19 protein-coding genes, 1 tRNA gene and 1 riboswitch are annotated in these 23,152 nt (G+C 29.1%); of the genes, 12 read left to right on the top strand and 8 right to left on the bottom strand.

Going from position 1 to position 23,152, the window contains the following annotated elements; genetic code table 11:
- The first annotated feature begins 49 nt into the window (after positions 1 to 49).
- From recD2 to prfB, 6 genes are all read left to right on the top strand, one after another.
- Positions 50 to 2,302, top strand: coding sequence for an SF1B family DNA helicase RecD2 (gene recD2 / locus OXH55_RS04085; RefSeq protein ID WP_268048173.1), 2,253 nt, complete (start codon positions 50 to 52; stop codon positions 2,300 to 2,302).
- A complete protein-coding gene (locus OXH55_RS04080; protein ID WP_268048172.1) occupies positions 2,299 to 3,318 on the top strand; it encodes a hypothetical protein in 1,020 nt (339 codons plus the stop codon). The genes recD2 and OXH55_RS04080 overlap by 4 nt, the downstream gene beginning before the upstream one ends.
- Positions 3,291 to 3,971 carry a ComF family protein gene (locus OXH55_RS04075; protein WP_268048171.1) on the top strand — a complete coding sequence of 227 codons (681 nt, stop codon included), beginning with the start codon at positions 3,291 to 3,293 and terminating at the stop codon, positions 3,969 to 3,971. Before OXH55_RS04080 ends, OXH55_RS04075 begins: the two co-directional genes overlap by 28 nt.
- A 246-nt stretch (positions 3,972 to 4,217) precedes the next feature.
- Positions 4,218 to 4,748, top strand: a complete 531-nt coding sequence (gene hpf / locus OXH55_RS04070; protein ID WP_268048170.1) for a ribosome hibernation-promoting factor, HPF/YfiA family — start codon at positions 4,218 to 4,220, stop codon at positions 4,746 to 4,748.
- A gap of 239 nt (positions 4,749 to 4,987) precedes the next feature.
- Positions 4,988 to 7,498, top strand: a complete 2,511-nt coding sequence (secA, locus tag OXH55_RS04065) for a preprotein translocase subunit SecA (protein WP_268048169.1) — start codon at positions 4,988 to 4,990, stop codon at positions 7,496 to 7,498.
- Positions 7,499 to 7,604: 106 nt separating this feature from the next.
- A protein-coding gene (gene prfB / locus OXH55_RS04060) for a peptide chain release factor 2 (RefSeq protein ID WP_268048168.1) occupies positions 7,605 to 8,709 on the top strand; the annotation gives its coding sequence in 2 pieces (ribosomal slippage) (positions 7,605 to 7,682 and positions 7,684 to 8,709; 1,104 coding nt in all).
- Positions 8,710 to 8,745: 36 nt separating this feature from the next.
- On the opposite strand, the gene OXH55_RS04055 is transcribed toward prfB, so the two are convergent.
- The 3 genes from OXH55_RS04055 to OXH55_RS04045 all read right to left on the bottom strand — a co-directional run bounded on the left by OXH55_RS04055 (position 8,746) and on the right by OXH55_RS04045 (position 11,893).
- Complete coding sequence (locus OXH55_RS04055) at positions 8,746 to 9,747, bottom strand: lipoate--protein ligase (RefSeq protein WP_268048167.1); 1,002 nt, start codon at positions 9,745 to 9,747, stop codon at positions 8,746 to 8,748.
- A complete protein-coding gene (gene lpdA / locus OXH55_RS04050) occupies positions 9,737 to 11,461 on the bottom strand; it encodes a dihydrolipoyl dehydrogenase (RefSeq protein ID WP_268048166.1) in 1,725 nt (574 codons plus the stop codon). Before lpdA ends, OXH55_RS04055 begins: the two co-directional genes overlap by 11 nt.
- Before the next feature lie 78 nt (positions 11,462 to 11,539).
- Entirely contained in the window at positions 11,540 to 11,893 is a 354-nt protein-coding gene (locus tag OXH55_RS04045) for a carboxymuconolactone decarboxylase family protein (RefSeq protein ID WP_268048165.1), read from the bottom strand.
- A gap of 236 nt (positions 11,894 to 12,129) precedes the next feature.
- On the opposite strand from OXH55_RS04045, the gene OXH55_RS04040 reads away from it, so the two are divergent.
- Positions 12,130 to 12,717, top strand: a complete 588-nt coding sequence (locus OXH55_RS04040; protein WP_268048164.1) for a DUF4230 domain-containing protein — start codon at positions 12,130 to 12,132, stop codon at positions 12,715 to 12,717.
- A gap of 72 nt (positions 12,718 to 12,789) precedes the next feature.
- On the opposite strand, the gene OXH55_RS04035 is transcribed toward OXH55_RS04040, so the two are convergent.
- Positions 12,790 to 14,136, bottom strand: coding sequence for a M28 family metallopeptidase (locus tag OXH55_RS04035; protein ID WP_268048163.1), 1,347 nt, complete (start codon positions 14,134 to 14,136; stop codon positions 12,790 to 12,792).
- Positions 14,137 to 14,279: 143 nt separating this feature from the next.
- Here OXH55_RS04035 and OXH55_RS04030 point away from each other — a divergent pair, with 143 nt between their 5' ends.
- Both OXH55_RS04030 and OXH55_RS04025 read left to right on the top strand, forming a co-directional pair.
- Positions 14,280 to 16,439, top strand: coding sequence for a Tex family protein (locus tag OXH55_RS04030; RefSeq protein ID WP_268048162.1), 2,160 nt, complete (start codon positions 14,280 to 14,282; stop codon positions 16,437 to 16,439).
- Positions 16,440 to 16,493: 54 nt separating this feature from the next.
- A riboswitch (FMN riboswitch) is annotated at positions 16,494 to 16,613 on the top strand.
- Positions 16,614 to 16,727: 114 nt separating this feature from the next.
- The gene (locus tag OXH55_RS04025; RefSeq protein WP_268048161.1) at positions 16,728 to 17,360 is read left to right on the top strand and encodes an ECF transporter S component; all 633 of its coding nucleotides are present in this window, start codon (positions 16,728 to 16,730) and stop codon (positions 17,358 to 17,360) included.
- Between the two features lie 115 nt (positions 17,361 to 17,475).
- Here the strand turns inward: OXH55_RS04025 and rimI are convergent, their stop codons facing one another.
- From rimI to OXH55_RS04005, 4 genes are read right to left on the bottom strand one after another with little or no spacing between them, the layout of a single operon-like run.
- Positions 17,476 to 17,928 (bottom strand): ribosomal protein S18-alanine N-acetyltransferase, encoded by a 453-nt coding sequence (gene rimI, locus OXH55_RS04020; protein WP_268048160.1) that lies wholly within the window; start codon positions 17,926 to 17,928, stop codon positions 17,476 to 17,478.
- On the bottom strand, positions 17,921 to 18,637 hold the full coding sequence (gene tsaB, locus OXH55_RS04015) for a tRNA (adenosine(37)-N6)-threonylcarbamoyltransferase complex dimerization subunit type 1 TsaB (protein ID WP_268048159.1): 717 nt from the start codon (positions 18,635 to 18,637) through the stop codon (positions 17,921 to 17,923). The genes rimI and tsaB overlap by 8 nt, the downstream gene beginning before the upstream one ends.
- Positions 18,634 to 19,092: a tRNA (adenosine(37)-N6)-threonylcarbamoyltransferase complex ATPase subunit type 1 TsaE gene (gene tsaE, locus OXH55_RS04010; RefSeq protein WP_268048158.1), complete on the bottom strand. Its 459-nt coding sequence runs from the start codon at positions 19,090 to 19,092 to the stop codon at positions 18,634 to 18,636. Before tsaE ends, tsaB begins: the two co-directional genes overlap by 4 nt.
- 31 nt (positions 19,093 to 19,123) lie before the next feature.
- On the bottom strand, positions 19,124 to 20,362 hold the full coding sequence (locus OXH55_RS04005; RefSeq protein ID WP_268048157.1) for an HD-GYP domain-containing protein: 1,239 nt from the start codon (positions 20,360 to 20,362) through the stop codon (positions 19,124 to 19,126).
- A 312-nt stretch (positions 20,363 to 20,674) separates the two neighbouring features.
- On the opposite strand from OXH55_RS04005, the gene OXH55_RS04000 reads away from it, so the two are divergent.
- The 3 genes from OXH55_RS04000 (at position 20,675) to OXH55_RS03990 (ending at position 23,149) form a co-directional block, all read left to right on the top strand.
- Positions 20,675 to 21,298 carry a CBS domain-containing protein gene (locus OXH55_RS04000; RefSeq protein WP_268048156.1) on the top strand — a complete coding sequence of 208 codons (624 nt, stop codon included), beginning with the start codon at positions 20,675 to 20,677 and terminating at the stop codon, positions 21,296 to 21,298.
- Between the two features lie 193 nt (positions 21,299 to 21,491).
- A tRNA-Trp gene (locus OXH55_RS03995) sits at positions 21,492 to 21,567 on the top strand.
- Positions 21,568 to 21,865: 298 nt separating this feature from the next.
- Positions 21,866 to 23,149 carry a nucleoside-triphosphatase gene (locus tag OXH55_RS03990; RefSeq protein ID WP_268048155.1) on the top strand — a complete coding sequence of 428 codons (1,284 nt, stop codon included), beginning with the start codon at positions 21,866 to 21,868 and terminating at the stop codon, positions 23,147 to 23,149.
- The last annotated feature ends 3 nt before the right edge of the window (positions 23,150 to 23,152 follow it).

The following is a 23,152-nucleotide window of genomic DNA, read 5'->3' as shown; positions in this document are numbered from 1 at the left end:
GTAATTACATTATAATTAATAGAAGTAAATGAATTTTAGGAGCGATTTTATGACTGAGATACAAGGAACAGTGGAAGATATAATTTTCCAAAATGAAGATAATGGCTATGTTGTTGCACATATAAAAGAAAAAAAGCATAAAATAACCATAACGGGATGTATACCTTATATTATGGAAGGACAAAATTTAAAATTACTTGGAGAATGGGTTATTCATCCTCAATTTGGACAACAGTTTAAGGTTAAAGCTTGTGAAGAAGTTGTTCCAAATTCTCTTGATGGAATTGAAAAATATTTATCTTCTGGAGTAATATCAGGTATAGGACCAGTTACTGCAAAAAAAATTGTAGCTCAGTTTGGTGAAGAAACTTTGGATATACTTGATAACGATATTGAGAGATTGAAAGAGATAGATGGTATTGGAACTAAAAAAATAGAGACTATTTCAAAGGCTTATTCCAAACAGAGAGAAATAAGAAATATAATGGTTTTTCTTCAAACTTATGGAGTAACTGTAAAGCAATGTGTGAAAATACATAAAAGATATGGAGTGAATTCTATAAATGTAGTTAAGGAAAACCCTTATGCATTAACAGATGAAATAGCTGGGATAGGATTTAAAACTGCTGATAAAATTGCAAGAAGTTTAGGTATAGAAAAAGATTCTCCATTTAGAATACAATGTGGCATAAGATATATAGTAAATCAATTTTGTGGTATGGGGAATACCTATATGCCTTTAGAACAATTATTAAAGCAAGCTAAAAGTATACTTGGAGTAAATAAAGAAGTTATTGAAAAGAATTTACAAGAGTCTATGTTAAATGGAACATTAAAAGTAGAAGTAATTAAAGGAGAAGAATGTGTCTTTACTATGCCGTATTATTATTGTGAATTGTCAGTTGCTAGTAAGACATTAACTCTTACAACTAGTGGTTATGATGCTGTTAAAATTGATGTAAGTAAAGAAATACATCAGTTTGAAAAAGAGAATAATATAAAGTTTGCAGAAATACAAGTGGAAGCAATTAAGGGGGCTTTTGAAAATGGAATTGAAATTATAACTGGAGGACCTGGTACAGGAAAGACAACTATAATTAAATGTATAACAGAAATATTTGAAGCGGCTTCAATGACGGTTTTCATGGCAGCACCAACAGGACGTGCTGCAAAAAGAATGAGTGAAGCTACAGGAAGAGAATCCAAAACAATTCATAGATTATTAGAGTTAGGAGTTAATGACGAAGAGGGGAGGGACTTTTTAAGAAGTGAAGAATCTCCGCTGCAATGCGATGTTTTAATAATTGATGAAGCATCAATGATAGATATTCTACTAATGAATAATCTTTTAAAGGCTATACCTATGGGTACAAGACTTATTATAGTTGGAGATGCAGACCAACTTCCTTCTGTAGGACCAGGAAATGTACTAAGAGATTTAATAGAGAGTAAATGTGTTAAAGTTGTAAGGTTGAAGGATATATTTAGACAGGCAGAAGAAAGTATGATTGTGGTTAATGCACATAAAATTAACAATGGAGAAATGCCTATTTTGAATAAAAAGAATAAAGATTTTTATTTTTTAAATTGTGAAGATGGAGAAAAAATAGTAGATACTTTATTGGAACTTATTCACAAAAGATTGCCTAAGTTTAATAAGAAGTGGAATAAGGTTAAAGATATACAGATATTATCTCCTATGAGAAAAGGATCACTAGGGATAGCTAATTTAAATACCAGACTTCAAGAAGTATTAAATCCAAAGAGTAAGGAAAAAAATGAAAAAGAATTCAAGGATATTATTTTTAGAGTAGGAGATAAGGTAATGCAAACTAAGAATAATTATAACTTGAAATGGACTAGAATAGAAGGCGAAGGTGAGAATGAAGGACTTGGAGTATTCAATGGTGACATAGGATATGTTGGCGAAGTAGAAGAAGATAAGATTACTGTTATATTTGATGAAGAAAGAAAGATTGTTTATGAGGATATGTATTTAGATGAACTTGAATTGGCATACGCTATGACAGTACATAAGAGTCAAGGAAGTGAGTTTCCGGTAGTTATTATGCCTATGTTTATGGGACCTCCACTACTTATGAACAAAAATTTGTTTTATACAGGTATAACTAGAGCAAAGCAAATGGTGGTTTTGGTAGGGCTTCCAAAAGCTATTCATTTTATGATTAACAATAATAGAAGTTTTGAAAGATATTCTGCACTAAAATGGAGAATATTAAATATTTTAGAAGATGAAATTGTTGATTCTAATGATAGTTTAATTGGAGAGGATGAAGAATGAAAATGAATTTAAATCATTCAGATATTAATATAAAAAAGAAAAAAATAAGTGAACAAATAGTAGCTTGGAGTTCTAGTAGAGAAAAATATTTAAATGTAATATCACCACCATATAATTCATCAGAGATATTTTTGAATATTATTTTAAATTATGTTTATAGAAACAAAAAAGTATTATATATAACAGATGAAAATAGTATCCATATAGAAATTATTGAAAAAATAAAGAGAAAAAGTAAATTCAGAAGATATACTTATGTAAAAGAAAAAAGTAATTATAATGATGCATTATTAATAATAAGTAAGCATGATATGTTAAGTAAATTAGATGATAAATTTGATTTAGTAATTTATGATGATATAAAAAGTTTTTCATCCCGTACTAATTACGAGATTATTGAAGCAATGGTAAGTAAGGCTAAAGATAATGCTAAGGTGATATCTTATTGTATAGAAAAAACTTTTAAAAATAAGAGAGAAATACTTTTACCAGTGAGAGGCAATAGTTATCCGGTAATAGAACCAAAGTTTATTGGTACTAGAATAAACATAAATAAAGATATTCCATATGTAGCTTATGAGTATCTAGAATGGTCTATAAAAACAAATCAAAAAGTAATGGTATATGTTCCAAATGAGGAAAAAGTTAAAAAAGTTTACCAATATTTATCAGTGTATTGTAGTAAAATTAATAGAAATATTATATCTTTTATTAAGAATAAAAATGAAGAGAAAGTTTTATATAATTTTATGAAAATGAAACAAGGGATAATGGTAACTAATGATTTTCATTTTGATATAAAAAATGTAAATGTTATGGTGTTTTTTGCAGATGACAAATTATTCGATTACAAAAAATTAGTTTATCTTTGTGGAAAGGTAGGGAGAAGTGGGAAAAGCCGTAGAGGCGAAGTTGTATTTTTAGGCAAATATGAAACGGAAGATATGGATAAGGCTAAAAATATAACTAGACATTTCAATAAAGAAGCATGGGAAATGAACTTATTAAAAATATAAAATACTTATGGCATTGTATACTAAATGTTATATATAGTGATGGCAGAGAATGCACTATATGCAATGAATATGTAAGTGATGAAAAACTTTTATGTAATAAATGTAGAGCTGAAGTAAAATTGTGCAAAGAATATTTCAAAATTTGTGAAGAAACTTTTGAAGTTAAATGTTTTAGTTCAGCTTACTATTCAGGTATAATAAAGGAATTAATAATAAATTTAAAATATAAAAATGATTTTAAAGCAGGAGAAGTTTTAGTACAGTATATGGTAGATACTATTAGAAAACAAAATATTAAATTTGATGTTATTACATATGTACCTTCAACAAAAAAGTCCATAAAAAAAAGGGGTTATAATCAAAGCAAATATTTAGCTAGGACTATTAGTTATAAAATAGATACTAAAAGTTTAGAGTTTTTAGTAAAATTCAACAATACTAAGGATCAGATAGGTTTAAATGGAGAAGAACGATGGAAAAATCTTAAGGATTCTTTTAAGTGTATAAACATAAAGTATCTCAAAAACAAAAGAATATTATTGGTTGATGATGTTATAACCACAGGTGCTACAAGTTTTTATTGTGCAAAAGCTATGCTTAGAAGTGGAGCAAGTGAAGTGATAATATTGACTTGTGCTAAAAGTAGTTTATAAATGCCCTTCACATCTATTCTAACACAAAATTAAAAAAAATTCCTCTAATAAATTATAGTGAAAAAAAGAAGAAACATAAGAGAAACTGTAGTATAACGTTATAAATTAATTAAATATTTCGTAAATTCAGTTTATTTTAGTTGTTATTTATGTTGATTAGTAATAAAATAATAGTACAGAAGGACAAATATTAATCAAATATCTTCAAAGACATAATAGAAGATATACCAGAAAGGGGCTGGCTTTATGAATATAACAGTAATGGGTAAAAACATAGCAATAACAAATGGGTTAAGAAACGCAGTAGAAAATAAACTATCTAAATTAGACAAGTACTTTGACCCTAATGTAGAAGTCAATGCAACTTTAAGTGTAGAAAAAACTAGACAGATAATAGAGGTTACAATACCTTTTAATGGAGTTATATTAAGAGGGGAAGAAGTAAATGAAGATATGTATGCAGCTATAGATATAGTTTTAGAAAAAATGGAAAGACAAATAAGAAAACAAAAAACTAAATTACAAAGAAGAAAATATGGAGATGCATTAAAATTTCAATTTATTCCAGAATATATCCCTAAGGATGAAGATATAGATTCTAAAATAGTGAAGACTAAGAAATTTCCAATAAAGCCAATGAGTAGCGAGGAAGCTTTACTTCAAATGGAACTTTTAGGACATAACTTCTTTGTATATACTAATGCAGATACTAATGAAGTTAATGTTTTATATAAGAGAAAAGATGGTCATTATGGTCTTATAGAGCCGGCAGTTTAAAAAAAAGGAGGAATTTTCCTCCTTTTTTTTATTTATAGATATTTATAGATAATAAAACTATCTTTAAAATAAGTTTTAATGTATTAAATAGTTAATATATTGTTAATATAAATGTAAAAATTATTTAAAAGTTATAGTTATTGAATGGTATATGATTAAGTGTTATAATACAATGAGTGTAAATAAAATTAGACAGTTTTATATGAAATTCAAAATATAGTTAGTGAGGATGAAGATAAATGGGTTTATTTGAAAAGATATTTGGTTCGTATAGTGATAGAGAATTGAAAAAAATAAAACCAATAGTAGATAAAATTGAAGCATTAGATGAAGACATGCAAAAATTAAGCGATGAGGAATTAAAGAATAAAACAGAAGAGTTTAAAGAAAGACTTTCAAAGGGTGAGACATTAGATGATATTTTACCAGAAGCTTTTGCTGTATGCAGAGAAGCTTCATGGAGAGTTTTAAAAATGAAGCATTATAGAGTACAATTAGTAGGAGGAATAGTGCTTCATCAAGGAAGAATTGCTGAAATGAGAACAGGGGAAGGTAAGACTCTTGTTGCTACTTTACCAGCATACTTAAATGCTTTAAGTAGTAAAGGGGTTCATATAATTACTGTTAACGACTATCTTGCTAAAAGAGATAGAGACCAAATGAATGAACTTTACGAATTTTTAGGTTTAACAAGTGGAGTTATAATCCATGATTTGGATAATAATGAAAGACGTGAAGCCTATAATTCTGATATAACTTATGGAACTAATAATGAATTTGGATTCGATTATCTTAGAGACAACATGGTAATATACAAAGAAGAGAAAGTTCAAAGAGAACTAAATTTCTGTATAGTCGATGAGGTTGACTCTATCTTGATTGACGAAGCTAGAACACCTCTTATCATTTCAGGTGAGGGAGAAAAATCTACAGATTTTTATAGAGTTGCTGACTTTTTTGCAAAAACTTTAAGTGAAGATGATTATACAGTAGATGAAAAAACTAATTCTGTTATATTAACGGATGAAGGTGTAGAAAAAGCAGAGAAATTTTTCCATCTAGAAAACTATGCAGATGCAGAAAATATGCAAGTACAACACCATGTAGTTCAAGCTTTAAAAGCTAGTTACACTATGAAGAGAGACAAAGACTATATGGTAAAAGATGATGAAATTATTATTGTTGATGAATTTACTGGAAGACTTATGGAAGGTAGAAGATATAGTGATGGTCTTCACCAAGCGATAGAAGCTAAAGAAGGAGTTAAAATTCAAAAAGAATCTAAAACTCTTGCAACTATTACTTTCCAAAATTACTTCAGAATGTATACTAAGCTTTCAGGTATGACAGGAACAGCTGAAACAGAAGAAGGTGAGTTCAGAGAGATCTATGGTTTAGACGTAGTAATTATACCTACTAATAGACCAATAGCTAGAAAAGATGCATCAGATTTAGTATATAAATCTGAAAAAGGTAAGTATAAAGCAATAGTTAATGATATAGAAGAAACCTATAAAAAAGGGCAGCCAGTACTTGTTGGTACAGTAAGTATAGAAAAATCTGAACTTCTTTCAGATATGTTAAAAAGAAAAGGAGTACCTCATAAAGTTCTTAACGCTAAATATCATGAAAAAGAAGCTGAAATAGTAGCAGATGCAGGTGAAAAAGGAAGAATAACTATAGCTACTAATATGGCTGGTCGTGGTACGGACATTAAGCTTGGCGAAGGTGTTGCAGAAGTTGGAGGACTTAAGGTAATAGGTACTGAAAGACATGAATCAAGACGTATAGATAATCAATTAAGAGGTCGTTCTGGTCGTCAGGGAGATCCAGGTTTCTCTAGATTCTATGTTTCATTAGAAGATGATTTAATGAGAATATTTGGATCAGAAAGACTTCAAGGGATAGTCGAAAAGTTAGGATTAAGTGATGAGGATGTAATAGAAAGTAAAATGGTTACAGGTGCAATCGAAAATGCCCAAAAGAAAGTTGAAGGAAATAACTTCGATGTTCGTAAAACTGTATTACAATACGATGATGTTATGAATCAACAAAGAGAAGTTATGTATAAGCAAAGAGGCGAAGTTCTTCAAGGTGAATCTTTAAAAGAAGAAATTCAAGATATGATAGAAGATGTTATAGTATCAGCAGTTAATGCACATATGTCAGGTTTAGATGAAAACCTAGAAGAGGACATAGAAAAGCTTATTGCATATTTAGAAGAAATATATTTACCAAAAGAAACTGTAACTGTTGATGAACTTAAAGTTCTATCTGATGATGAAATAAAAGAAAAGCTTGTTAAAATAGCTAAAGATATGTATGCAGAGAAAGAAGAAATGTTTGGTTCAGAACAAATAAGAGAAGTTGAGAGAGTTGTTCTTCTTAAAGTTGTTGATACTAAGTGGATGGCTCATATAGATGATATGGATCATTTAAAACAAGGTATAGGACTAAGAGCGTATAGACAACAAGATCCTACACAAGCATATCAGTTTGAAGGTAGTGAAATGTTTGAACAAATGACTGAAAATATTAAGATAGATACTATTAAGTACTTGTTCCATGTTCAACTTGAGAGAGCACCAGAAAGAGAAAGAGTAGCAAAAGAAACTTCAACAAATCAATCTGGAGACGATTCGGTTAAACATGAACCAGTAAGAAGAAAAGAAGAAAAGATAGGAAGAAATGATTCATGTCCTTGTGGAAGTGGTAAGAAATATAAAAATTGCTGCGGAAGAGGACTTTAAGATAAAAGTAATGAACTATTAAATAAAAAATTAAAAAATCCAGCTACGCTGGGTTTTTTAATTATATAATCTACTGGCTACTATTTAAAATGGAGAGGGTGAGTTTATGATAATTCAGTTAGAAGAAGCTAAGAATAAAACTGCTGAAATTAATAAAAATTTAGACGAAGTGAGGGTTTCACTTTGACATTGCTGGTATAGAAAAGAGAGTATCGGAGCTTGAAAATACAATGCAGGAATCTGATTTTTGGGATGATGTAAATAGAGCACAGGAAACTACTCAAGAAGCAAAAAACTTAAAAGATAGATTAGATAAATATAATAATACTAAGACTAGACTGGAAGATACAGAAGTTTTAATAGAAATGAGTATAGAGGAAGAAGATGAAACTTCCTTAGATGAAATAATCAATGAAATAAATGAAATTGAAAATACAATAGAACAATTTAAGATAGAAATACTTCTTTCAGGAGAATATGACAGAAATAATGCAATAGTATCATTACATTCAGGAGCAGGTGGTACAGATGCACAGGATTGGACTCAAATGCTTTTGAGAATGTATACGAGATGGGCAGAGAAAAAAGGATATAAGGTAGAAACTTTAAGTTTGCTACCAGGGGATGAAGCTGGAATTAAGAACGTAGACTTAAAAATAACAGGAGAATTTGTCTATGGTTATTTAAAAGCAGAAAAAGGAATCCATAGATTAGTTAGAATTTCTCCTTTTAATGCTAATGGTAAAAGACAAACTTCTTTTGCATCTATGGAAGTGTTGCCAGAACTTACTGAAAGTCAAGATATAGCAATAAAAGATGATGATTTAAAGATAGATACTTATCGTGCAAGTGGAGCAGGTGGACAGCATATAAATAAAACAGATTCAGCTGTTAGAATAACTCATATACCTACAGGTATAGTTGTTCAGTGTCAAAGTGAAAGAAGCCAATTTCAAAACAAAGATACAGCTATGAGTATGTTAAAATCAAAGCTTGCTGAACTTAAAGAAAGAGCTCATAAAGAAAAAATTGAAGAGCTCACAGGAGACTTAAAAGATAATGGTTGGGGAAGTCAAATAAGATCTTATGTATTCCAACCATATACTATGGTAAAAGACCATAGAACTAACTCAGAAATGGGAAATGTAGATGCTGTTATGGATGGAGATATAGATTTATTTATAACAGAATTTTTAAAATGGAATAAATAAAATAAGCAGCAATTAGTTTGCTGCTTATTTCTTAAGTTATCCTACTTTGGTTTCTAGCCATTTTTTTATATCATAAATTAGATTTGTAGTATTAATATCGCTACAAATAGTATTTAAATTTTTAAAAATAGATTCCTTTTTAAATGGGGTTTTTACTAAGAGCATTTCAATATTCTTAATTAATTTACTATCCATAGCATCAGAGTAGATAACCACAGAATCTATTATGCCATTATCTAGTTTCAGATTTAAATCTATTTCTCCCCACACAAATCTATTCATAAAATTTATATCAAACTTAGGAGTTTCACCATATATCCATTCCCAGGAAGCATATTTACTATATAAAGATTCTAATGGATATACACTATTATTTACATATTCAATAGATGGATTACCACCATAAATTTTAAGAAAGTTTTTTATTATACTAGCCTTTACATTTTCAATAGTAATATCATTTTTAATGCTTTTTAGATTTACTACTCTAGAATTTACAGAATCAATTCCTTTAGAAGAAATCTTTTCTTTAGATACTTTTAAATAAGTAATTAAGTTATCTATATTGGAATTAACTAATATAGTTCCATGATGATATGAAGAAGCATTCTCTTCGTAAAATGCATTTCCAGAGAATTTTTTCCCGGATACTAAAATATCATTTCTTCCAGAAAAATTAGCTTCTACTCCTAAGTTATTAACTGCCTCAAGAATTACTTTTAACTGCCTATTTAAATTATTTAACTTTTTATCCATAATAAAAGTAAAATTTAAATTTCCAAGGTCGTGAAAGACTGTGCCACCACCAGATAATCTTCGAGCGATTTTTCCACCATTGTTTTCAAAATCTTTGCACCTACATTCTTTCCAGGGATTCTGATTTCTTCCAACTACTATAGTATTATCATTCTGCCATAGATATAAGATAATTTCGTTGGTTTTTACTTGTTTAAGAAGATGTTCTTCCATAGCTAAATTGTACCAGGGGTTATGAGACGATGAACATATTAGTTTAGTAGTAATGTTTTTATTTGACAAAGTGTATTGCACCGCCTTCAACTTCTAAAGAAGCTTCATGTATTGCTTCTGCAGTAGTTGGATGAGCAAATATAGTTTCTGTTATTTGTTTTGTAGTTAGGTTATTTTTTATACCTAAGGTTACTACAGCAAGAAGGTCTGTAGCATGAGGTCCAATTATTGTACTTCCAATTATTTTACCAGTTGACTTATCTTTAATAATTTTAACAAAACCTCTACTTTCACCAAGGGTAAGAGCTTTTCCATTAGCGGAGAATGGAAACTTACCTACTTCAACGTCTATTTCTTTTAATTTAGCAGCTTTTTCACAAATTCCAACTGTAGCTATTTCTGGATTTGTAAATATTGCACTTGGAATTGAGCTATAGTCCATAATTTTATCTTTACCTAATATATTATCTACTGCAATAATCCCTTGATGAGAAGCGGCATGAGCTAATTGGATTATATTAGTTACATCACCAATAGCATATATATTAGGTATGTTTGTTTGCATTCTTTCATTAACTTTAATACCTTGTTTATTTTCAGTCATTTCAATACCTAGATTTTCTATACTTAACCCTTCAAAATAAGGCTGTCTTCCTATTGCAACTAATACTTTATCTGATGAAATATATCTTTTTTCATTATCTTTTGTGAATGTAACTATACAATTACCATTTTCATTTTTATCAATGGCTTCTACCTTAGAATTAGTATATATTTTAATTCCACTATTTTGTGCAATAGCTGTTATTTCATTGCAGACATCATCATCTAGAGAAGCTAATATTTTATCAGCAAATTCAACAACAAAAACATCTACACCAAAGTTTGCAAAAATAAAAGCAAATTCTATACCTATAACACCACCACCTACTATCACTATTTGCTTTGGTAGAGTTTTAAGATCTAAAGCTTCCTTACTTGTTAATAAGTAATTAGGATCTATTTCTTTGATAGGAGAGGTTGAAGTTTTGGAACCAGTAGCTATTATTATATTTTTAGTTTTAATTGTGGTATGTGTTCTTTTATTTTTTACGAATACTGTATTTTCATCAAAAATTTCACCAACTCCATCAATCTTTTTTACTTTATGTTTATCTAGTAAATATTCTATTCCGTTGATTAATTGATTTTTGATATTATTTTTTCTCTCTACTACTTTTTTCATATCAACAGAAACATTTTCAGCAAAAAGACCAAATTCATCAGCAGTTTTCATGTGCTTATAAACTTCTGATGAACGTACCAAAGCTTTAGTTGGGATACATCCCCAATTAAGACAAGTTCCACCTACCTTTTCTTTTTCAATTAAAACAACTTTTGCTTTTTGTTTAGCTGCATGTATAGCTGCGACATATCCACCAGGACCTCCACCAATTATAGTTATATCTGCTTCTATTTCTTCATTTTTAGGTTTCATAATACTGCTAAAATAGTTAAAATTACCTGAAGGTTTAGAGGTGGAAGTTTTTGAGGTATTATTAGTATTTTTTTCGTCTTCAAGTTTAAATAAAATATCACCTTTGGTAACTGTTTGATCTTCTTCTACTAATATTTTTACAATCTTACCATTAGTATTGGACTTAACAGGGAAATTTCCTTTTTTAGATTCTACTTGAAGTAATATATCTCCTTCCTTAACTGTATCACCAATCTTAACATTAACTTTTCCCACTTTGCCGTTATTGTCATGTCCAGATAGTTTTTCTAATTTTATTTCAATCATTATATTATCCTCCATCCTTAAATAAATAAAAGGCAGTTTATATTATATTCTGCCTTTTAAAAAAATATTATTTAAAATTTATTGAAAATCTTTTTCAAATTCATCTATGGAGTCTTTTAATAGAGTTACACTATACGCCATGGTAGGACCACCCCCAAAGGCTACTGATACCATTGCAGCTTCAAGGATTTCTTCGCGAGTAGCACCTGCTTCTAGAGCTTTGTATGTATGGAATACTATACAATACTCACAGCGATTGTATACGCCAATAGCCACACTTATCAATTCTTTAGCTTTTAAATCAAGTTTACCTGGTTGGTATGCAGTTCCTAATAAATTCATAAAAGCATTTACTTGTTCACCATTAGTTTGACCTAATGTTTCTAAACCACCTGTAAAAGAATTTAGCATTTCTCTTGGATTTTTTGACATAATAGAACCTCCTTTATTTTAATAGCTTTACTATTACTTAGTATGGTAACTATTTAAGTTTTAATTACAAGAATTTTTATAAATTTAATGGATAATTTGAAAATGAAACCAAAGAATGTTTTTAGGTTTTTCGTTTGACGAAATATGTATAATTAAGTAGTAATTTGGAATGCAAAAGTATATAATTAAAGTAGATATGTAAATAAGATATGGATTTAGGGGGAGATATTTTAAATATGAAAAAATGGGTTAAAGAGATTAAGGTTATTAGTTTAATTACAGTAATTATAGCTGCAACTTGGATTTTGGCAGGATTTGGAACTACTCATGAAAAAGTTGTAAGTAGTACTAATGTTGCTAATGAACTTAAAAGAATTTCTGAGCTTGCAACATACAAGAATACATATACAGATGTTATTTTTGTGAAAGATAGTAAAAAAATTAAAGATTTTACTATACCTTTTACAACAAAAACATTAGTAATAAAATATAGTGGATATGTCAAAGCTGGAGTAAATTTAGAAGATGCTGAGATAGATGTGAATAATAAAGAAAAAAAAGTTGATGTAAAATTAAAAAAGGCTAAAATCTTAGATAATGTTATAGATACGAATAATGTGAATATTTTAGATGAAAGATCAGCGTTATTTAATAAGGTTAATGGACAAGAAATATTTAATGAATTAAACAAAAATAAGGGACAAGTAGTGGAGAGCCTCATAAAAGATGGTTTTCTAGATAAAGCTAACGAAAATACAAAAATATTATTAGAGGGAATATTAAAAAGTATGGGGTTTGAAAAAGTAAATATTCAACTAATTTAAATTAATAGGTTTAAATATAAGTAAAGGGCTAGTATAGAGCGGTATATAAATAGTCCTTTACTTATATTTTAGTTAATGATATTTTTTTTTACTACAAGCCAAAATAATTAAAATAATACCAGCAATAGAAATTAATAAGCCTTGTTTATAATAAATAATTATTGGATTGTTATCAAAGGCATATTTAACAATTTCTTTTGAAGCTACATTATAGCATCGTTCAATAGCAGAAGGAGATATAAATTCCAATGTATCCTTAGGAGTATGAATTTTTGATGTATCATTATCGCAGAAAGTTATAGCATTTATATTATTTTCTCTAAAGGCTTTATGATCGCTGGCATCTTGAAAAAGATAGTTAAAATGTACATGTTCATCTGTACATGTATTTGAAGCTGAACGCATAAGATCAGTTTTGAAAGTATCATTTTCACCACCCATTATACAAAGAGGAACTCCTCTGTCACTACCAATCATATCGAAGTTAAAGACCTTGCTATCCTTAATATAGTTTTTATATTTTCCTACAAATTTTGTGGAACCTATACATCCAAATTCTTCTGCATTAAAGCCTATAAATAATATACTTTTTTCAGGAGTACCTAAAGATTTTAGGTGTTTAATCATTTCTAACATGAATGCTGTTCCAGAAGCGTTATCAAGGGCACCTCTATAAATATTATTAGCTAAATCTGTTCCTAAATGATCAAAATGAGCGGAAATTATTATAGGATTAGAAGTTTTATCGTTACCTTCAATATAGCCCATAATATTTCTAGCAGTAGTTTCTTTATTTGTAAATGGAATAAAGCAATTTATATTATAGCCTTCAGAAAGATATTTTTTTATGTTAGATAAGGTATCTTGTGATACCATAATACACATACTCAAAGGATCAGGACATACAAAAGAACTTCTAAATTGGAGGGCATTATCAGAAGGCGTATAAAATAAAAAGTAATCAGAATTTTGTTTTACTTGTATTGATTTATCACTTGATTTAATTAAGGGATTTTTATTATTAAAGCTAAATTTATTATTTTTAAAATTTAACATATCTTCTTTGTAATCTTTTGCATAGGAAAAATTTCTAATTATATTGCCTTGTTTATCTGTTACATTTAAGTAAGGATCTTTATTATTAATTCTATTTGGAAACGTTAATTTAAAAGTTTGTTCATACTCTCCTAGGAAGGGTTTTAAGTCATTTTCAATAAATTGCAGTTTAATATATTCTTCTACCTCTTTATTTTCTAGAGTTCCTGTAAGCCTGCCTTGAAAGTGATCAGAGGATAAATAGTCTATTGTATCGATGACAGTGGATACATTAAAAGTATGTATGGTCCTATAGGTATTTAAGCTGAGGAAAAAAACAATTAGAAATATACAAGTTATAAATTGATTGAAAAGTCTTTTCATATAATACTCCTTAAAAATTAGTATATATATAGTTATGAGTGGATAAAATGTTATATGATGGAATATTGGACTTTTGATCTGTAATAATGTAAAATAATGAAAGCGAAAAGAAGTTATTTATGGATGAAAGATTGGAGGATAATATGTCAAATAGTATTAATAATAAATTAGCTAAAGAATTTCAAATAAGCATAAAGCAAGTTAATAGTGTTATTGAACTTCTAGATGATGGAAACACAGTTCCTTTTATTGCAAGATATAGAAAGGAAAGAACTGGTGGACTTGATGATATAATTTTAAGAAATTTTGCTGAAAGGCTTACATATTTAAGAAATTTACAAGATAGAAAAGCAGATGTTATAAGAATAATTGGAGAACAAGATAAGCTTACAGAAGAGTTAAAGCTTCAAATAGAAAAATGTGAAACTTTAACTGAGGTTGAGGATATATACAGACCGTTTAAACCTAAGAAAAGAACAAGAGCTACTATTGCAGCGGAAAAAGGTTTAAAACCTCTTGCAGAGCTTATTATAGGCGGAGAATTTAAAGGTAATATTGAAGAATATGCTTCGCAATTTATTGATGAAGAAAAGCAAGTAAATACAGTGGAAGATGCTTTGAATGGTGCAAAGGATATTATTGCTGAAATTATTTCTGACGAAGCGGAATATAGAAAATGGATAAGAGAATTTGTACGTAGAGAAGGAATAGTTGAGTGCAGTGGTGAAAGTGAAGAGCCAACTCCTTATGAAATGTATTATAAGTACTCTGAACCGGTTAAAAAGTTGCCTTCACATAGAATACTTGCAATAAATAGAGGAGAAAAAGAAAAAGTATTATCAGCTAAAGTTACTAGTAATATGGACAAAATAATTGAATTTTTAAATAGAAAATGTCTAAAGGGAAATGATGTTACAGATAAGTATATTCAAGAAGCAGCAGCTGATTCATTAAAGAGACTTATATACCCTTCTATTGAGAGAGAAATTAGAGCAGAACTTACAGATAAAGGTGAGGAAGGAGCAATAGAGGTTTTTAAAGCTAATCTTAAAGCTCTTTTAATGCAGGCTCCAATAAAGGGGAAGGTTGTACTTGGATATGACCCTGGGTTTAGAACAGGATGTAAAATAGCGGTTCTAGATGATACAGGAAAACTATTAGATACAGCTACAGTATATGCTACTGCTCCTCAAAATGATGTTAAAGGTTCTATAAAAATACTTAAAGAATTAGTTTATAAGCATGATGTAGATGTCATATCTCTAGGAAACGGAACAGCAAGTCGTGAATCGGAAGAAGTATTAGCACAGCTTATAGATGAAGTTAAAACAGAAAAAGGTAAGGAATTATTTTATGTTGTAGTATCAGAGGCTGGAGCTTCTGTTTATTCAGCATCAGAGCTTGCATCTAAAGAATATCCTGATATAAATGTTTCTTTAAGAGGAGCAATATCAATTGGAAGAAGACTTCAAGATCCAATGGCTGAACTTGTAAAGATAGATACTAAATCTATAGGGGTAGGACAATATCAACATGATGTGGCACCAAAGAGATTGGATGAATCTTTAAAGGGTGTTGTTGAAGATGGAGTAAACAGCGTGGGTGTTGATCTTAATATTGCAACACCATCACTTTTATCTTATATATCTGGTATAAATGCATCGATTGCTCAAAATGTTGTAAATTATAGAGAAGAAAATGGTAAGTTCAAAAATAGGAAAGAGCTTTTAAAAGTTAAAAGATTAGGACCAAAGGCTTTTGAGCAGTGTGCAGGATTTTTAAGAGTTACAGAAAGTGATGAAGTTCTTGATAATACTGCAGTTCACCCAGAGTCATATAAAGCCGCAAAAGGATTTTTAAGCAAATTAGGATATGCTAATGAAGACGTTAAATGTGGAAAGTTAGTTGATATAGATAGCAAGGTAAATGCAATTGGAATCGAAGCTTTAGCTGAAGAACTAGAAATTGGTATTCCAACGCTTAAAGATATTATAAAAGAAATTAAAAAACCTGGGCGTGACCCAAGAGAAGAACTACCAAAGCCTATATTTAAAAAGGGAGTAGTTGATATAAATCAATTAAAACCTGGAATGGTTTTAACTGGTACAGTGAGAAATGTGGCTGATTTTGGAGCTTTTGTAGATATTGGAGTGCATCAAGATGGTTTAGTTCATATAAGTCAGCTTTCAGATAGTTTTGTTAAACATCCTTTAGATATAGTAAAGGTCGGGGATATAGTAGAGGTTAGAGTATTAGAAGTAGACGACAAGAGAGGTAGAATTTCGCTTTCCATGAAAAAATAAAGGTTGAATTTTCTTATATAAATGTTATAATTATTTATAATAAAAGTAAAATAAACATATCTTCAGGGCAGGGTGAAATTCCCGACCGGCGGTATAGTCCGCGAGCCATAGTAATATGGTTGACTTGGTGAAATTCCAAGACCGACAGTAAAGTCTGGATGGTAGAAGGTATAGGTAGTGTATGTTTGTATAGAATTTTTTGCCCTGACGATTTTAAAATTGTCAGGGCTTTTTATTTTGACAGCTGCCAATACCCTTGGAGATTATGCATAATAAGGGGGAGAAAAGATGAAACAAACTAATTTAAACAAAATGATTAAAATTTCACTTTTATCAGTAATGGCTTTCGTACTTATGTTTTTAGAGTTTCCATTGCCTGTTTTTCCAAGTTTCTTACAAATTGATTTAAGTGACCTTCCAGCGTTGCTTGGAGGTTTTGCACTAGGACCTGTTAGTGGTATATTAATCGAATTATTTAAAAATGTATTACATGTAATTTTTAAAGGAACTCCAACAGGTTTTGTAGGAGAATTTGCTAATTTCATGGTAGGTTCAATTTTTGTAGTTACAGCAGGAACTATATATAAAATGAAAAAATCTAAGAAAACTGCTGTTTTAGGTTTACTAGCAGGAACGGTAGTTATGTCTTTATGCGCATCAGTATTAAATTATGCTATATTATTACCTTTATATGCAAAATTATTTAAAGCACCTATAGAGGCTTTTGTAGCAATGGGAACAGCTATAAATTCTAATATAAAAACTGTAAAAGATTTAGTTATGTTATCAATATTACCATTTAACCTTTTAAAAGGAATAGTGGTATCTGTGATTACTATACCAGTTTACAAAAGTGTTTCACCAATGCTTCATAGAGAAGAAGTAATTCAAGAGAGTAAAACAAGTGCTTTAGGCAATTAATTATAGTTGAAAACTGAAAGTGGAGAGTTGAAAGTATAAATTTTTAAATATAAAGTAAGAGACCATAATGATAAAAATATCTTTATGGTCTCTTATGTTTATCTCATATAAATTTTCAATTAGATAAAACGTCTCTTTTCCACATGACTATAGCATCTATATTGTTTTCGTAGTAATTTTTCCTTATCCCTTCTTGTACAAAGCCAAATTTTTTATACAGGCCTCTAGCTGAGGTATTATTTTCCCTTACTTCAAGAGTGATAGAAGGTATTTTATATTCCCTGCAGATAGCTATAACACCTTCCATTAAGAGATTACCTCCACCTATTCCTCTATAGTCAGGATGCATAGCTATATTTGTTATATGTGCTTCATCTATAATAAGCCATATACCAGCATAACCTATAACTTTATTTTCTTTTTTTAGAACAATATATTTGGCAAATTTATTTTTAAGTTCATTTTCTAAAGCTTTTAAACTCCAGGGTGGACTAAATGAAAGATTATTTATTTCTAATACATCCATAGTATCTTTTTCTTCAATAGGCGATATTACGAAATTATTCATCTATACTCATTCCTGTTCTGCTTTCATATTCTCTTTCAGCTTGAGATTTTTTCAAATAGATAGGAGCAAAGCTTAACAAATTATCATTTTCGCCCTCTTTTAATTTTAAAAGACCTAATTCACCAAGAGAAGCAGCTTTTGCTACATTTAAATGAGCAGGAGCAAAATATGTATTTTCAAAGCTTTCATTTAATTTTTCTTTGAATTTTGGTATAGCATCTCCAATAAAAGTAATATTAGATGGTGTATATTCTTTTATAATTGAAACTAATTCATCAATATGAATCGCCATATAATCAGTTAGCTGTTCTAATTTTCCATTATTGAATTTGTATAAAGCGGTATATACATTATCTCTTAAGGCATCCATTATAGGGCATATAATTCCAGAAGTATAAGCTAAATTATATGCAAGAGCATCCAAAGTTGAAATTCCTATAAAAGGTTTATTTGTTCCTTGTGCAAAGCCTTTTACTGTTGCAATTCCTATTCTAAGACCAGTAAAAGAACCAGGTCCTTTTGATACTACAAAACCATCTATATCCTTTAACTCTAATTTTAAAGTTTTTAATAAAGAGTCTATTTGGGGCATTAATATAACAGAATGCTGTTTTTTATCATTAAAAGTTATTTCTCCAAGTAATTTATTGTCCTCTATAACTGCACAAGTTGCACTAGCTGTAGAGGAATCTAAACTAAGAATTTTCATAGCTTAATCTCCTTTACATAGTTATATCTGTCACTATTATATTTTATACTTATTTTTCTAAAATTTACACCCATATCAGGTAATTTTTCTATAATTATTCTCAAATGGTTTTTGGGGATTAATTCTTCGATATAATTAGCCCATTCAATAATACTTACTCCTTCGCCAAAAATATATTCATCAAATCCTATAGCTTCAATTTCATCTGGATCATTAACTCTGTATACATCAAAATGATATAATTTAATTCTTCCATCATATTCATTCACAATGTTAAAAGTAGGGCTAGTTATGTGGTCCTCTACATTTAATCCTTTTGCAATACCTTTAGTAATATGTGTTTTACCTGTTCCTAAATCTCCAATAAGACAAATTATATCTCCTTTATTTGCATTTTTCCCGATTTCAGTTCCTATGGAAATAGTCTTTTCAACACTATCAACAATAAACTCCATATACAATCACTCCTAATTTTATTAAATATTTTTATAATAAAGCGTTTTTTAAGTGGTCTAGTGCATTTTTACAAATAGAATTATTTTCACACATTTCATGTAGTATACAAAAAGCTTGATCTATGTTTAAACCTTTTCTATAAGGTCTATCTTCAGTTAAGGCTTGATATATATCACATACAGTCATGATTCTGCATTCTTCAGGTAAATCTTCAGAAGATAAAGATTTAGGGTATCCCATACTATTTAGTTTTTCATGATGATTGGATGCCCATGCACTTATCTCTGGAATATCTTCTATTTTATCTAGTATAATTGATGTATAGTATACATGAGATTTTATAATAGAAAATTCTTCATGTGTAAGCTTCCCGTTTTTATCCAAAATACTTGAAGGAATCGCTAATTTCCCAATATCGTGAAGTAGGCCTGCAATTCTCATTTTAGTACATTTTTCTTCAGAATAACCTATATGTTTTGAAATCTTATAAGCTAATTCTGCAATTTCACGAGAATGTTTTGCTGTAAAGCTACTTTTAGCATCTATTATCCTAGAAAAAATTTCTGCAATTATTTCAAAATCTTTTAAGTTCAGGGTTAAATCTAACTTAGGAGCAATTTTATCAAGTATCAAATCCATGAAAGATATATTTTCTAAGTCAAACCAAAATATATCTTTGGATGAGACATCAAGGAATGCTCTTCCAATTTCTTCTGAAAAAATTATGCCTATTTTTGATTTTACCCAATTTACAATATGTTCTTTCTGTTTGTAAGCAGGAAGTTTTTCATTATATGATAATTCCACAAGATCTGATATTCGTATAATTTGGCTTATAAATGGGATTTCACTTTCTTTAAGGCCCATAGAGCCTGTACCATCATGATTTTCATGGTGATATAAAATTATATCTGATATATCATTAAATATTGGAAAATATTTCAATATATTTGCTCCACTAATACAGTGATGTTTTATAAATTTTTCAGAAGTATGACAAATTTTTAAATTGCTTGCAGATGTTATTCCTATATCATGTAAAAGAGAAGCTATATATAAGCAATTTAAAGACTGTTTGTCTAAATTAAATTGACTAGATATTTTTAGTGCAATATAAGCAGTTCGTTTTGAATGATGCGAAAATTCATGCTGTGAGTAATTTATATTTGAAATATTTTCTATAATATTTTTATCTTCTATAGAGTTAATTTCTGCTAAATCAAGAGCTACAGACATAGCTCGTATAGTGTTATTTAACCTTATATTCATTTTTATACCTCTCTTAAAGTTAAAATTATGTAGGTTTCAGAAATAATTTTAACATACTATTTTAGATTTTGACACTCCCATCCATGAATGGGATGGGCTTTACGACTTTTGTTGTAAAATATAATAAAGGTTAATTATAATAAGTACGAAAAATAAGTTAAGATAAAAATTTAATTTAAATATTTTTATTTTGAAGGATATATATGTATTAATGGAGAAATAAATCATATAATTCTATTGGCTTTACAATTTAAAATAGTAAGGCACAATTGTTAGAAATGGGAAAAAATCAAATAAAGGGGGAGTGATAGCATGTTAGTAAGTAATGTAGTATTATCAAAAGAAAGACTAACTACTATATCACTTAAGGAGTCTGCTAAAAAAGCTTTGGAATTGATTAAGAAAAATGATCTTTTATCTATTCCAGTAGCAGAAAGAGATAAGTTATATGGTTCAATATCTAAAGAGAGAATTTATGAAACTATTTTTGAAGTGGATGGCGATAAAGAAGAACTTTTATCAAAATTAGTAGTAGAAGACTTAATGACAAAAGAGTTACCCCTTGTAAAACCTACTCAGCAATTGGAAGATGCAATTATATTACTTGGAAAAGGGCATACACCTTTTGTAGCAGTGGTAGATAAGTATAAAAAATTTCAAGGAATAATAACTCATAAAATAGTATTTCGTCAATTTACTGAGGTGTTAGGAATAAATAAAGGAAAGAAAATGTCAATAATAACTCATGAAACTAAAGGACAACTTTCAAAAATTTCAAAGATAATAAGTCAAAATGGTGGAAATATAATAAGTACAGTTGTAATTAATCTAGAAAGTGCTTTTAATTTAAGGGAAATAATTATTAGAATAAAGCCTGATAACTTCGATATTATAGTGAGAAAGATAAAGGAAGCAGGGTTTAATGTACAAGATTAGATATTACAATGAATAGTTAGTATAGAGATTAGGAATTATGTGCCTGGTACTATAATAGGTATCAGGCGGCAGGTTCCAAGTAGACAATGTAGTATTAATACTTAGGTTTTGTCATAAAGATAAAAAAATAAAATTTTTTAAAAAAAACTATTGCATATATGTGAAAGGCATGCTATAATTAATTTCGTTGTGAAGGGGTATGGCTCAATTGGTAGAGTAGTGGTCTCCAAAACCATTGGTTCCGGGTTCGAGTCCTGGTGCCCCTGCCAAAGATAAGTCAGTAGAATCAATAATTCTACTGGCTTTTTACTTTTTTGAAAAAATAGATTTTATTTGTTTTCACGAGTTAGAAATACCTAAATAGATGTGCAAAAAAAGAAATAACGGAATTAGAATAACTGTAAAATAAGAGTCGTATGTTGAATATATAAATATTCAACATTTTTTTTTGTTTTTAGTTAGAAATCATGATGAATACAAAATAAGCTTTTAATTGGCATAAAAAATGCAAGAATTGTATAGAAAAAGATTTATACATATAAAATAACAAACTATGGAGGTGAGGATATGAAAAACTTATTTTTAACAGGAGCAATAGGAGTTGGGAAGAGTACATTGTTAAAAAAAGTTTTAGAGAAGCTTTATAATTCTATTGGAGGATTTAAAACTGAGGGACTACTACGGGATAACAAAAAAACTTATCAAATGATTTCCTTATATGATGGTAGTTATGGCTATGAAATAGGAACGATTAAAATTACAAACGAAAATAAACAAAAATATACTACAGTGTTTGACGATATAGGAGTGCAAATTATACAAAATAGTCTTATAGATAGAGAAGTTATAGTTATGGATGAGTTAGGAGTTATAGAAGCGGATGCTTTAATATTCCAGAAAGTGGTCAAGGAATGTTTGGATTCAGAAAAAATCGTATTGGGAGTTCTAAAGAAGCACAAAAATAGCTTTCTAGATTATATAAAAAATAGAGAAGATACGATAGTTATAGAAGTAACAAAAGAAAATAGAGAAAGCTTAGAAGAATATATAATCCATATTCTAATTGGATGGAATGTAAGAATAAAAACCAAAGGTATATCAAGATGGAGTAAAGAAAAGGTGCGATGGTATAATGAAGCGCTTAATCATCCAGAAAATAAGTATCCAGAAGCTTTTATAGATGAGATGAAAAAGGATTTTAAGAGTTTTCAGGGGATGAAAGTTTTAGATATAGCTTCAGGTACAGGGGTTTTTACTTTCCCATTATCTGATATGGGTGCAGAGGTTACTGCTGTAGATTCATCTTTTTCGGGGTGTGAAAGTATAAGAAAACAGGTGATTGACAAAGAAATAAAAAATGTTAAGTGCATAACAGCTGATTGGACAACAATAAATGTAAAAGAAAAATACGATATATCTATTTGTGCATTTTGCCAAGATGCTGTAAATAGTGGAGCTTTAATTAAAAAGCTTATGAATTGTACAAAGTATAGAATATACATAATAACCTACAAGCATAAAGAACATAAAAATTTTAAGGTGGACGAGTTATATCCTAGATTAGGGAGAAAAAAGAGGATATTTAGTTATGATATTAAGGATATGTTTAATGTATTTAAGGATGCACAATGTTTATATGATTGTAAGGAAGTTAGTGTTCCGTTTAGTCAATATTTTAAGAATTTAGAAGAAACTAGAAGATTTTTTTACGATCATTTTAATATAAAAACTAAAGGAGAACAAGAAATCATAGAGGAATTTTTACATGAAAATTTAGGAAAATATAAAAACCAGATAGTATTTCCTAATAAAAGGGAGTGCTTGATGGTGAATATTCAATTATCAAATTGATAA

This window comes from Clostridium ganghwense, from assembly GCF_026735165.1.
Lineage (GTDB): Bacteria > Bacillota > Clostridia > Clostridiales > Clostridiaceae > Clostridium_H > Clostridium_H ganghwense.
This window is presented reverse-complemented; position numbering and strand designations above follow the sequence as displayed.